The sequence below is a fragment of the Lacibacterium aquatile genome (assembly GCF_042683105.1).
GTDB lineage: Bacteria > Pseudomonadota > Alphaproteobacteria > Elsterales > Elsteraceae > Lacibacterium > Lacibacterium aquatile.
The window spans coordinates 257,735-270,362 of sequence record NZ_JBHUIP010000003.1 but is presented as its reverse complement, the minus strand read 5'-3'; the positions used below and the strand labels follow the sequence as shown (position 1 = coordinate 270,362).

The 12,628-nt window shown below is 62.0% G+C and carries 11 protein-coding genes; 9 read left to right on the top strand and 2 right to left on the bottom strand.

Annotated elements, in window-relative coordinates:
- Nucleotide 1: 1 nt before the first annotated feature.
- The 5 genes from ACFSM5_RS03240 to ACFSM5_RS03220 are packed head-to-tail and all read left to right on the top strand — an operon-like array spanning nucleotide 2 to nucleotide 3,743.
- A complete protein-coding gene (locus ACFSM5_RS03240; RefSeq protein WP_379874801.1) occupies nucleotides 2–316 on the top strand; it encodes a DUF167 family protein in 315 nt (104 codons plus the stop codon).
- On the top strand, nucleotides 313–1,182 hold the full coding sequence (folD, locus tag ACFSM5_RS03235) for a bifunctional methylenetetrahydrofolate dehydrogenase/methenyltetrahydrofolate cyclohydrolase FolD (RefSeq protein WP_379874800.1): 870 nt from the start codon (nucleotides 313–315) through the stop codon (nucleotides 1,180–1,182). The genes ACFSM5_RS03240 and folD overlap by 4 nt, the downstream gene beginning before the upstream one ends.
- Before the next feature lie 3 nt (nucleotides 1,183–1,185).
- A complete protein-coding gene (locus tag ACFSM5_RS03230; protein ID WP_379874799.1) occupies nucleotides 1,186–2,052 on the top strand; it encodes a carbohydrate kinase family protein in 867 nt (288 codons plus the stop codon).
- Between the two features lies 1 nt (nucleotide 2,053).
- Entirely contained in the window at nucleotides 2,054–2,965 is a 912-nt protein-coding gene (locus ACFSM5_RS03225; RefSeq protein WP_379874798.1) for a pseudouridine-5'-phosphate glycosidase, read from the top strand.
- Nucleotides 2,952–3,743 (top strand): nucleotidyltransferase domain-containing protein, encoded by a 792-nt coding sequence (locus tag ACFSM5_RS03220; RefSeq protein WP_379874797.1) that lies wholly within the window; start codon nucleotides 2,952–2,954, stop codon nucleotides 3,741–3,743. Before ACFSM5_RS03225 ends, ACFSM5_RS03220 begins: the two co-directional genes overlap by 14 nt.
- 118 nt (nucleotides 3,744–3,861) lie before the next feature.
- On the opposite strand, the gene ACFSM5_RS03215 is transcribed toward ACFSM5_RS03220, so the two are convergent.
- Together ACFSM5_RS03215 and ACFSM5_RS03210 are read right to left on the bottom strand one after the other, a co-directional pair.
- On the bottom strand, nucleotides 3,862–5,403 hold the full coding sequence (locus ACFSM5_RS03215) for a choice-of-anchor I family protein (RefSeq protein ID WP_379874796.1): 1,542 nt from the start codon (nucleotides 5,401–5,403) through the stop codon (nucleotides 3,862–3,864).
- 237 nt (nucleotides 5,404–5,640) lie between these two features.
- On the bottom strand, nucleotides 5,641–6,669 hold the full coding sequence (locus ACFSM5_RS03210) for a LacI family DNA-binding transcriptional regulator (RefSeq protein WP_379874795.1): 1,029 nt from the start codon (nucleotides 6,667–6,669) through the stop codon (nucleotides 5,641–5,643).
- Nucleotides 6,670–6,780: 111 nt separating this feature from the next.
- On the opposite strand from ACFSM5_RS03210, the gene bglB reads away from it, so the two are divergent.
- The 4 genes from bglB (at nucleotide 6,781) to ACFSM5_RS03190 (ending at nucleotide 12,573) form a co-directional block, all read left to right on the top strand.
- A complete protein-coding gene (bglB, locus tag ACFSM5_RS03205; RefSeq protein WP_379874794.1) occupies nucleotides 6,781–7,863 on the top strand; it encodes a beta-galactosidase BglB in 1,083 nt (360 codons plus the stop codon).
- Nucleotides 7,864–7,867: 4 nt separating this feature from the next.
- Entirely contained in the window at nucleotides 7,868–8,704 is an 837-nt protein-coding gene (kduI, locus tag ACFSM5_RS03200) for a 5-dehydro-4-deoxy-D-glucuronate isomerase (RefSeq protein ID WP_379874793.1), read from the top strand.
- 13 nt (nucleotides 8,705–8,717) lie between these two features.
- Nucleotides 8,718–11,225, top strand: coding sequence for a hypothetical protein (locus ACFSM5_RS03195; protein WP_379874792.1), 2,508 nt, complete (start codon nucleotides 8,718–8,720; stop codon nucleotides 11,223–11,225).
- A 76-nt stretch (nucleotides 11,226–11,301) separates the two neighbouring features.
- Nucleotides 11,302–12,573, top strand: a complete 1,272-nt coding sequence (locus ACFSM5_RS03190; RefSeq protein WP_379874791.1) for an ABC transporter substrate-binding protein — start codon at nucleotides 11,302–11,304, stop codon at nucleotides 12,571–12,573.
- Nucleotides 12,574–12,628 lie beyond the last annotated feature (55 nt).

Below are 12,628 nucleotides of genomic sequence, written 5' to 3'. Positions count from 1 at the left end.
TGTGAGTTGCTGGCGCCGGATCGAGGGCGGCTTTGCCCTGGCCGTCCGACTGACGCCAAAAGGGGGGCGCGACGGCATAGACGGCCCGGTCGATGGCGGGGATGGCCATCGCTATCTGGCAGTCCGGGTGGCTACCGCCCCGGTCGAGGGTGCAGCGAATGCAAGTCTGATCGGCTTGCTTTCTAAACGCTGGCGCTTGCCCAAATCGGCAATATCGTTAGTCTCCGGCCAAACCGCACGTTTGAAACATCTGCGGATTATGTGTGACGAAGCAGATATCGCCCGTCTGCTGCCGGATTTGGAGGACCACCCATGACCGCAACCATCATCGACGGCAAGGCCTTTGCCGCCAATCTGCGTGCCCAGCTTGCCGTCGAGGTCGCCTCCCTGACCGCCAAGGGCCAGCAACCTGGTCTTGCTGTGGTGCTGGTGGGTGAAGATCCGGCAAGTCAGGTCTATGTGCGCAACAAGGCTGCCCAGACGCTTGAGGTCGGCATGAAGTCGGTCGAGCATAAGCTGCCCGCCGATACGACCCAGGATGCGCTGCTGAAGATCGTCAAAGATCTCAATGCCGACCCCAGCATTGACGGCATCCTGGTCCAGCTTCCCCTGCCCGCCCATATCGATACCCAGACGGTGCTGGAAACCATCGATCCCGCCAAGGATGTAGACGGCTTCCACCCGATGAACGTCGGCAAGCTCGCCACCGGCCTCGAAGCGCTGGTCTCCTGCACGCCGCTGGGCTGCCTGATGCTGCTGAAAGACAAGCTCGGCAGCCTTGCCGGGCTCAATGCCGTAGTCGTCGGCCGTTCCAACATCGTGGGCAAGCCGATGGCGCAGCTGCTGCTGGCCGAAAGCTGCACTGTCACCATCGCCCATTCCCGCACCAAGGATCTGCCCGCTGTCGTGCGCTCTGCCGACATCGTGGTCGCAGCCGTGGGTCGGCCGGAGATGGTGAAAGGCGACTGGATCAAACCGGGCGCGACCGTGATCGATGTCGGCATCAACCGCGTTCCGGGAAAAGAACCGGGCAAGACGAAGCTGGTGGGCGATGTCGACTTCGCGACGGCCAGCGCCGTTGCGGGCGCCATTACTCCTGTCCCGGGTGGCGTGGGTCCGATGACCATCGCCTGCCTGCTGCATAACACCGTCACGGCCGCCAAGCGGCGCCGGGGGATCTGATCCATGAGCGGCATCCTCTGCATCGGCGGGATCAACTGGGACCGCATTGCGCGGACCGATAAACCCGTCGTGCTGGGGACGTCCAATCCGGTGACCGGCTCGCAGGCGCCCGGTGGCGTCGCGCGTAATGTCGCAACCGGGCTGGCAAAGTCTGGGGCGAAGGTCGGCTTCTGCGGCTATGTCGGCAACGACATCGAGGGGCGCGAGCTGCGCCAGTATCTGCTGGCCGTCGGGATCGATGCCGACCTGCTGCGCATCCATAGCAAGCTGCCGACCGCCACCTATAATGCCCTGATTGGTCCCGAAGGCCGGCTGGTCGTGGCCTGGGCCGATATGGCGGTGCATGAGGCGCTGACCCCCGACGACATCGATGCCAGCCTGGATCGCATGAAGGAATGGCCGGTCTGGTTCGCCGAAGCCAACCTTGCTCCCGTCACCCTGGGGCATATCGGCACCCGCAAGCCGGAGGGGACGTTGCTGGTGCTGGACGCCGTATCGGTGCCCAAGGCCAAGCGATTGCTGTCGGTCCTGCCCGAGGCCGATCTGCTGTTCTGCAATCGGGACGAGGCGAGCGCACTTGCCCATGGTGTCGGTACCGGCCTGGAGCTGGCGGAAACCCTGGTGGCCGGACGCAGAAACCTGACCGTGGTGGTGACAGAGGGCGCCGATGGCCTCGCAATCGCGGGTCCCGGTATCCGCGAAGCCCTGACGCCGCGCCTGCGGCTTGAAGATATTACCGATGAAACCGGGGCGGGCGATTCGTTGATCGCCGGAACCCTGTCCGCCCTGGCCAAAGGGGTCGGCATGATGGACGCCGTGCAGGCGGGCATGGATGCCGCCGGGCGGACCTTGACCAAGATTGGAGCTTAATATGTCGTCGCTGATCCAGATCCACACCGAGGTTGCCGATGCCATCGCCGAAGGTCGGCCGGTCGTCGCCTTGGAATCGACGATCATCAGCCACGGCATGCCCTATCCGCAGAATGTGGAAACCGCCCGCGCGGTGGAGCAGATCCTGCGCGATGGCGGTGCGATTCCCGCCACAATCGCTGTCCTGGACGGCAAGATCCGCATCGGCCTGGATGACGAGGCGCTGGAACGCATGGGCCATGGTGCCGAGATCGCCAAGCTCTCGCGCCGCGATCTACCTGTGGCGCTCGCGACCGGCAAGCCGGGGGCAACCACCGTGTCGGCGACCATGATTGGCGCACGTCTGGCCGGGATCCGGATTTTTGTGACCGGCGGTATCGGCGGCGTGCATCGCGGAGCCGAAACCAGCTTCGACATCTCGGCCGATCTGACCGAACTGTCGCGCACCGAAGTGGCCGTGGTCTGCGCTGGGGCCAAGTCGATCCTGGATCTGCCCAAGACGTTGGAATATCTCGAAACCCAAGGCGTGCCGGTCATCGGCTGGCAGACGGCGGACTTCCCGGCCTTCTATACCCCGACTTCCGGCCTGAAGGTCGACCACCGTGCGGACAAGGTCGAAGAGATCGCGGCGATCATGGCCGCGAAATGGGATCTGGGCCTGTCGGGCGGCATCGTCATCGCCAATCCGGTTCCTGCCGAATTCGCCATGCCGCAGGAAAAGATCACCACCGCCATCGATCAGGCCCTGGCCGAGGCCCGCCAACAGGGCATCACCGGCAAGGCCGAAACGCCCTTCCTGCTGGCCCGCGTGTCGGAACTGACCGGCGGCACCTCGCTCGCGACCAACATCCGTCTGGTCGAGAACAACGCACGCCTGGGAGCCCAGCTAGCGAAGGCCTATGCAAAACGCTGACGCCCATCCGATCGATCCGGCGATTCGCGAAGATATCCAGGCGCGCCTGACGCAGATCGAACATACACACGCTGTGCGCATCCTTTTCGCCTGCGAATCGGGCAGTCGTGGCTGGGGTTTTGCTTCGCCGGATAGCGACTATGATGTGCGGTTTCTCTATGTGCACCGGCTGGAGTGGTATCTGAGGATCGACCCACAGCGGGATGTGATCGAGGAACCGCTTACCGAAGTTCTGGATATCAACGGCTGGGATCTGCGCAAGGCCCTCGGGCTCTTGAAGAAAGGTAATGCCACCCTGATAGAATGGCTCTCCTCGCCGGTGGTGTATCGGGCAGATCCGGTCTTTCTTGCCGATATACAGGCAGCAGCCGAGGCGACCCATCGGCCGCAAAATTCCTTCCACCATTATTTCAATATGGGACGGCGGACGCATCGGGAGCATCTGTCCGCCCCTCGTATCCGCTTGAAGAAATATCTCTACGCCCTACGCCCCCTGTTGGCGGCAGCCTGGATCGAACAGGGACGCGGTATTGTGCCGATGGCCTTCCAGGATCTGGTTGATGCGCTGGTAAAGGACAAGGAACTCCGCCGCGCCATTGACGATCTGATAGACCGTAAACGCCATGTCGGGGAAGCCGAAGCCGCCCCTGCCATTCCGGCGCTACAGGGTTTTATCGAAGCCGAAATCGAGCGATTGGCCGCGATAACGCCACCGATCAAAGAGGCGTTCGATGTCGGCATCCTGGACCGTCTGATGGTCAAGACGGTCGGGGCTTAGGCTGATCAAACAAAATCTCGTCATCCTCGGACTTGATTCGAGGCTGACGAGATCTGCTTGAAAAGCCCGATACAAAACCCCGCCCCGAAGGGCGGGATTTCCTACACACACTCAATACCTACTTCTTCACAACCTCGAATACCGCCGTAGAGCCGCTGACTTCGCTGGTGACGACCAGCAGCGGTTTGCCGTTGGGGCTGTCGCTGGCGCCGATGAACAGCAGGCCTTCGGGGGCAAGATCGCCTGCCTTGCCGCCCTTGTGATCGCCCGTGAAGTCGCGGCTGGTGACATAGTCGATGAAGCGTGGCTTGGCGGGGGTCGAGACGTCATAGATCATGACGCCGCCCATGCGCTCCAGACCGATGAAGGCATAGGTCTTGCCATCGATCTGCCCCACGGCGATGCCTTCGGGTTCGGGACCCTTGTCGTCGCTGCGGTCATCGAGCTTGGCGCTGTCCCTGCTGGAATTGAAATAGGCCGGGAAACGTTCGGCCGTGATCTTTTCGAAGTCGGCGCCGCTATCGGCAACCTGCTTGCCGTCGGCATCCCAGATCGAGAACGACCGGGCGCCATAGACGTAAATCTCCTCGTGCAGACCGTCGCCATTGGCATCGCCCAGGGTCTTGATCGCCTTCAGACGGCCGAGGTTCTTTCCGTCCTGCAGTTCGGCGGCATTCGGGAAAGCGGCGGGGTCGAGCTTCAGCTTGGCGATCCGCTCCTCATCCCCCCAGGCCTTATAGTCACGGCCGTCGCCTTCATTGGCCGAGAGGATGTAGGTCTTGCCGTCGATGGCAAAGGCCGCCAGCGTGTCGGGCATATAGACGCCCTTGACCTGCCAATTCTTGATGTTGATACCGCCGTCCTTGTCGCTGGCGTCGAGCGGATGGACCTTATGGTCCTGGAAGCCCAGGCCGACGACCTTGGTCAGCGAAGCCGAAGCGATATCGATCATCGCCAGCGCGTTGTTTTCCTGCAGCCCCACGTAAGCGGTGCGGCTGTCAGGGGAGAAGGCGATATATTCCGGCTCCGCATCCTGAGCGAACGTCTGGCCCGGCTTGCCGATGCGCGCGCCTTCGGGCGCCTTCTCGATCTTCTGGAAATTGACGTGTTTCACGTCGGCGTCGGTCAGCTTGTCGGCACCGTTCTTCAGATCAACGATGGTGATCGAGCCCTCGGGATCTTCATAGGCGTCGTTCGGCTCGCCCTCATTGGCGGTCAGGACGTAACGGCCATTGGGGGTGAAGCCGATCATGTCCGGCAGGGCGCCTGCGGTTACTTTGGAGATGAAGCTACCGTCAGCCTTGAAGAAGGCGATGGTACCCGGCTGCTGCTTGGGCTTTGCTTCGATGGCGGCGGCCAGCACGCCATTCTTGAAGGCCACGCTGTTGACGCCCGCGCCATAGGCTGCGATGTCGATCTTACCGACCGGCACCAGCTTGGATGGATTAGACATATCGAAAATATCAACCGACGCGGTCGCGCCGTTTACGACGAACAGGCGCTTGCTGTCCTTGTCGAAGGTCGAGATTTCGGCCGCGCCCTTCTCGAAAACGCCCGTCTCATAACGCGTCAGCGGCGATAACGTCACATCGGCCATGCCCGGGACAGCTGTCACGGATAAAAGCACCGCCCCCAGACCGATGAGCAGATTTCGTGTCATTTTTGTCGTCTCCTGGGAAAGATAAGCGGCCTACCCTAAGGACGATCAAACGAGACAAGACGTCAGTTTTGCGAAGTTTATGTGACGATCCCTACTTACAAAAAGGCTCGTGATCCTCGGGCTTGACCCGAGCATCCATCGCGAACGCTAACCTCTAACTTCTACGCGGTTTACTGAAAGATGGATCCTCGGACGACGTCGAGAGGCGACGATATTGTCTGCAAATTGTAGACAGCACTAAACTCGGCCCACCGACTGCCTGCTAACCAGCTTGCACGCCAGTTCCACGCGCCTCGGCATCATGTCGGTGCGGACCATGACGTCCTGAAGCACATCGAGCGCGATGCCGCCCATCTCGCGCCCCGGCAGATGCATAGCGGTGAGCGGCGGCTGCCAGAATTCCACGACCGGCAGATCGTCCATCCCCATCACCGACACCTTGTCCGGCACCGGGATGTCGCGTGCCTGCAATCCTTTTAGAATGCCGCCTGCCAGACTGTCGCCCGCGCACAGGACCGCCGTGAAATCGAAGCCGCGATGGGCGAGGTGATGACCCAAGGCTGCCTCCGCCTGTTCCGGCACCCAGTCGGTGACTTTCAGCACCCGATCATCGCCACAGGGCAAGCCCGCCTCGTTCATGGCGTCGCGCCAACCTTCCAGACGCCGCTGGATCGTTACGCGGCCGGGGCGCAGGGCGAACAGGATGTCACGGTGGCCATGGTCGATCAGATGCTGGGTGGCCAGCCGCGCCGCCGCCCGGTTGGCTGGGCTGACGCTCGACAGGCTCATGCTGGGGTCATAGCCATTGACCAGCACGGCAGGCACGCCGATTTCCAGCACCGCATCGATGATCGCTGGCGAATCGAGCGTCAGCAGCAGCACGCCCTGGGGCTCTTGTTTTTCGATGGCCTCGCGCAGGGCGCTGGTGTCGCCGTCATGCAGGGACATCGGAATAATCTCCGCCTCCACGCTCGCCGCGCGCTCCTTCAGCCCCTCCAGCACATACCAGGTGAACTGGTTGCGGGCATAGTCGGCCATGGCGACGTTGGAGACCGCGACCAGTACCTTTGCCCCCGCCAGTCCGACTCCCGTGGGATACCGGGCGCGGCGGGCCTCTTCCAGGATCAGTTTCCGCAGATCCTCGCGCACGCCGGGTTTCCCTGCCAAGGCGCGGGAGACGGTGCTGGGCGAAGCGCCGCAGCGGGCGGCGATATCCTGAAGACGGGTACGGGGAGGAAGGTCGCGGCGTTTGTCGTGGTCGGCCATCTGCTCAATTTCTGCAATTTTCTTTCATGATGATGATTTTATGCAGATCGTGCAATGCTTCTTCACGGATAAGATTTCAGCCGGATCAACCGGCGTTTCGGAGGAACGGTTATGGCGTCTCGCGCCGTGGTCATCGCCCAGCTCGACAAGCTGGTCGAGGGCATGACCCAATTGAAACATGAAGGTCAGTTCGACGAGCCCAATCTCGATGGCACGCCGGGCGATTACATCAGCTTCGATAGCTGGGAATGGCCGCAGGGCGTCGGGCTCTATGGCCTGTTCCGCTATTGGGAGTTCTCGGGCAACGATGCGCACCGCAAGGTGATCGAGGATTGGTACGACCGGCGCATCAAGGCGGGTCTGCCGAAGCTGAACGTCAATACCTCGGCCCCGCTGCTGACCCTGTCGCTGCTCTGGGGCGCGACCAAGGATCCGCGCTGGGTTCCGACGCTCGATAGTTTCGCGCATAAGATCATGACGGAACTGCCCCGCACGCCGGAGCAGGGCTTCCAGCACATCGTCTCAGACGGGGTGAACCCGGCCGAGTTGTGGGACGATACGCTGTTCATGGTGGCGCTGTTCCTGGCCTCCTATGGCGAGCGCGCGGGCCGCAGCGACCTGAAGGAAGAGGCGATCCGCCAGTTCCTGGTCCATGCCCGCTACCTCACCGATACCGAGACCGGCCTCTGGTTCCATGGCTGGACTTTCGAGGGGAACCACAACTTCGCCCGCGCCCGCTGGGCGCGCGGCAATGCCTGGATCACCGCCGGCATCCTGGATCTGCTCGATATCGCCGACATCCAGCCGGGTGTGCGCGAGTTCCTGCTGGAGACTCTCAAGTCCCAGATCGCCTCGCTGCTGAAATATCAGAACGCCAATGGCGGCTGGCACACGCTGCTGGACGATCCGACCTCCTATATCGAAATCTCGGCCACCGCCGGTTTCGCCTACGGCCTGCTGAAGGCGGCACGCCTGGGTCTGATCGGCGAGGAAGGCCGCGTTGCGGGCCTCAAAGCCCTGGATCTCGTGCTGCAGAATATCGATACCCAGGGGACCGTGCTGAACGTCTCCTACGGCACGCGCATGGGCCGCGACCTGCAGTTCTATAAGGATATCCCGATCCAGCCGACCGCCTATGGTCAGGCGCTTGCGATCCTGCTGCTGGCGGAAGCCGTGCGGCATGTGAAGGACTAAAAAAATGGCTATGGAAGTTCGCTACGGCCACGCGCCGCATGACGTGAAGAAGTACGACACCCAGGAATTGCGCGACAATTTCCTGGTGCAGAACCTCTTCCCGGAAAACGACAGCCGTTTCGTCTATTCCCACGTCGACCGCATCATCATCGGCGGCGCCAAGCCCACCACGGGCAAGGTCAGCTTCGGCGGTGGCGAGGATATCGGCACCGAACATCTGCTGTCCCACCGCGAGATGGGGGTCATCAATATCGGCGGCCCCGGCACCGTGACGGTCGATGGGATTGCCCATAAGCTCGACAATTGCGACGCGCTCTATATCGGTCGCGGATCGAAACTGATCGAAATGACCAGCGCCGACGCTGGCAAGCCTGCGCGCTTCTATATGAATTCGACGCCCGCGCGCGAAAACTTTCCGACCCGCGTGATCACCAAAGCGGAAGCCAAGCCGATCACCATGGGCGCAGAGGAGCGCGCCAATAAGCGCACGCTCAATATGTATATCCACCCGGAAGTGGCGCCCTCGGCCCTGCTGCTGATGGGCATCACCAAGCCCGCGCCGGGGTCGGTCTGGAATACCATGCCCTGCCATTTGCATGAACGCCGGATGGAGGCTTACCTCTATTTCGACCTGGATGCCGATAACCGCGTCTTCCACATGATGGGTCGCCCGGAAGAGACCCGGCATATCGTGGTCGCGGATGGCGAGGTTGTCATCTCCCCTTCCTGGTCGATCCATATGGGTGTCGGCACCGGTCCCTATACCTTCATCTGGGGCATGACCGGCGAGAACCAGGAATATAACGACGTCAGCCCGCTGCCGCTGTCGGCCTTGCGCTGAGGATATGAGTCACATGGACCATCTGATCCGTCCCCTGAAGTCCGGCGAAGCCATTCGCTACTGGCAGCTCTCCAAGACCAAGGAAAGCCGCTACGACGTTGCCGATAAGGCGATGCAAGGCCGCATGGATGCGACCTTCTTCCTGACCAAGGACAAGAATTTCATCCCGCATGAATATCCATGCCGGACCGAATTTGCCCTCGCCTTCCGCGACAAGGAACCCAAGCCCACGGTCGGCTTCGCGGGTCATCGCTGGTGGTTCCCCTTCGGGTCGGACCGTGTCGATCTGTCGGGCTTCTGGTTCCGCCCGACCCGGGTCGAGACCATCGCCCGCACCACCCTGCGTGCCGCAACGGCAGGCCCTGCCAAGGTGCTGCTCGGCACCTGCGGCGGTGCGATCCTCAGCGTCAACGGCAAGCCCGCGCTCTGGATGACCAAGTACCAGCGCAATTATGAAGACAAGCGCGAAGCCACCCTCGACCTGCAGGCGGGCGATAACGAGATCGAAGTCTGGTTCGACGATCTGTGCGAACGCGACGCGCGCTATTTCTTCCAGCTCGATTATCTTTCCGGCCCCAAGGTCGCCGTCGCCCTGCCGGTTCCGGTCGCCGGGGATCGCGCCGAAAGCCTGGAGCGTCTGCTGAACGGGATGCGTTTCGAAAAGCCGTTCTATGGCGCAGGCGAAGTCGCGATTGAGCTGCCTGAAGGTACCGCCGCCGACCTCAAGGCCGAGGTCGATGTGCATGGCGACTTCATGTCCTATGAGAACGTCCATATCAGCCGGGATCTGCCGAAGGGCGTCAAGCGCCTGTCGCTGGGCGATGCCGAGGATCTGCCCGCCGACTTCCGGCATTTCGAAGTCAAGCTGATCGACGGCGCCATGTTCCTGGCCCGCCCGCTGGTGGTGGAGATCTGCCATCTGGAGCGTCAGGGGGAAGCCTCATCCGACCTCAAGACCCGCGTGCATGAAGCGCTGGACTATCTGGCGGAAAATGCCGAGGCCGATACCGTCTGCGCGCTGGCCCGCCTTGCCACCGGCAAGAAGGGTGCGGCCACGGATAAGATGATCGCGGACTATGTCCCGATGATCGCCGATTGTTATGACTGCGCCGACTTCCTGCTGGTGCCGCTGCTCTGGTCGCGTATCCGCTATGGCAATGATATCGGCGAGAAGGTTCGCGCCGATGTCGATGCCGCCATCCTGAACTACCGCTATTGGCTGGATGAGCCGGGTAATGATGTGCAGTGGTATTTCTCGGAAAACCACGCGCTGCTGTTCCATACCTGCTGCTATCTGGCGGGGAACCTGTTCCCCGACGCGACCTTCAAGCGGTCTGGCCGCAAGGGGGCGGAGCAGGCGAAGGTCGGTTATCAGCGCCTCGTCGAATGGATGGACCATTTCGAAGCCTGCGAGATGGCGGAATGGAACTCCGCACCCTACTTCCCGATCGACCTCAAGGGCCTCTGCGCGCTCTATGCACTGGCGCCCGATGCCGATCTGAAGGCGCGCGCGGGCAAGGCTGTCCGTCGCCTGCTGGAAATGGTCGCTCTCTCCTGCCATCAGGGCATGCTGACCGGCAGTCAGGGCCGCTCCTACGAACATTCCTTGCGCGCAGGCCGCACCCTGGAACTGTCCGGTATCGCCCGCCTGATGTGGGGCCGGGGCTGGTACGGCCGTCGCTATCATGCTCTGCCGCAGTTGGCGCTCTGCCTGCGCGACCATGGGTTGGAAGTCGATCCGGTGCTGGGCGACTATGCCCGCTATGCCAAGGACGAGCCGCTGGAATGGACCTTCACGCAGGGCGAAAACGCCTTCGCGGCGCTCTATCACTATAAGAACCAGCATTATGCCCTGGGCACGCTGGTTGGCTATCGCCCGTACCAGTGGGGCTATCAGGAGACGGTGCTCCATGGCCGCCTGGGCGATAAGCCCGAGTCGCAGTTCTGGCTGAACCATCCGGGCGAGACGATCCTCTCGGGGTATGGCCGTCCCTCCTATTGGGGTGGTTGCGGCGCGCTGCCGCTGGTCCAGCAGTACAAGGGGCTGGCCATCGCCCGCTTCCAGGCGAACGAGGAACAGCCGGATTTCACCCATATCTGGCTGCCCGAGGCCGAGATGGATGAAGTGGTGCTGGACGGCGACCGGCTGCTGGTGCGTGCCGGTGGCGGTCTCGCCGTCTTCCAGGCCTCCGGCCCGCTGACCAAGGTCAGCGATGGTCCGATGGCAGGCTGCGAGGTTCGGCTGGCCGGGCGCACGGCCCGCTGGCTGGTGCGTGTGTCCGATATCGCAACCGAAGGCTCTCTTGCAGGTTTTGCGAGCAGGATGGAAATGCTGCGTCAGGTTGTGGTTAAAACCGATAGCCTGACGGTAACGGATCCCGACTATGGATCGGTTACGGCTGGCGGGGACGGGGCGGTACAGGCGGAGGGCCGTCGCGTCGATTTCAAGGACTGGACCTTGTCCGGTGTCCTTCGGGCTGCTGACGGAGGAGCGGTGACTTTGCCGTCCCAGCGCGCCTAAGGGCGCCTGGGTCTCAAGATTTCTACGCGTTAAGGGTCAGAAGAACCTGTTCAACGACGTTTTTGGGAGAATATCGATGCGGAAGCTTTCAGCTCTCGCCACTTCGGCGGCGCTGTTCGGCCTGTTGGCTGCAACGCCCGCCCTGGCGGCAACACAAGTGCGTGTCATGTGGTATTCGGACGGTGTGGAAGGCGAAGTGCTGGACGATCTCGTCAAGCGCTTTGAAGCCGCCAACCCGGATATCGACATCGTGGTCGATCACGTCGCCTATAACGTGATCCGCAACACGCTGCCGGTGCAGCTTGAATCCGGCAAAGGCCCGGATATCGCGCGTGTCACCGAACTGAAGACGCTGGCCAAACATTGGCTCGACCTGCGTCCGATGCTCAAGAATGCCAAATATTGGGACGATAACTTCGCGAATTACCTCGATTGGATGCGTGAAGATAAGACCAATGCCCTGACCGGCTTCATGACCCAGGTCACGATCACCGGCCCCTTCGTCAATAAGACCCTGTTCGATCAGGCCGGCGTCAAGATGCCGGGTGACAAGGCGACCTGGGATGATTGGGCCAAGGCCGTCAAGGAAGTGGCCGATAAGCAGAGCGTGCCGATGGCCCTGGCCTTCGACCGTTCGGGCCATCGTTTCGCCGGTCCCGCCATCTCCATGGGCGCTAAGTTCCTCGATGCCTCGGGCAATCCGGCGGTGATCGACGATGGCTTCAAGGCCATGGCCGAACGGATCGCTAAGTGGCACGAAGACGGCACCATGCCCAAGGAAATCTGGGGCGGCGTGTCGGGCACGACCTACAAGGGCGCGAACGAGGAATTCTCCAACGGTCAGCTCGTCATGTATATGTCGGGCTCGTGGCAGATCCCGCAGTTCGCCAAGACCATCGGCAATAACTTCGACTGGATGGCGGTGCCGAACCCCTGCGGTCCGGGCGGCTGCACCGGCATGCCCGGCGGCGCCGGTCTCGTGGCGGTCAAATACACCAAGAGCCCCGAAGCCGTGGCGAAGGTCATGGAGTATCTGGCGTCCGCGCCTGTGATGAAGGAGTTTGCCGAGCGCACCCTCTTCATCCCGGCCAACGACAGCCTTGCCAAGCAGGCGCTCGAGTTCAAGACCAACGACGCCCAGGTCAAGGGAGCCTTGAACGCCTTCGTCAAGGAAACCTCCAAGTTCGCCGATACCGCCAAGGTGATGCCGGCCAACAAATGGTCGTCGGTGATCTATTCCGTCGCCATCGCCCGTTTGGGCCAGGTGGTCGCGGGCGAGATTCCGCTGGCCGATGCCTATACGCGTATCAACGAGGACATCAAACAGAAGATGGCCGAGGCAAAATAGCCTAACGTCCGTCCCTGCCCCTCTTCATGCGTGCCCGCATGGAGAGGGGACTCCT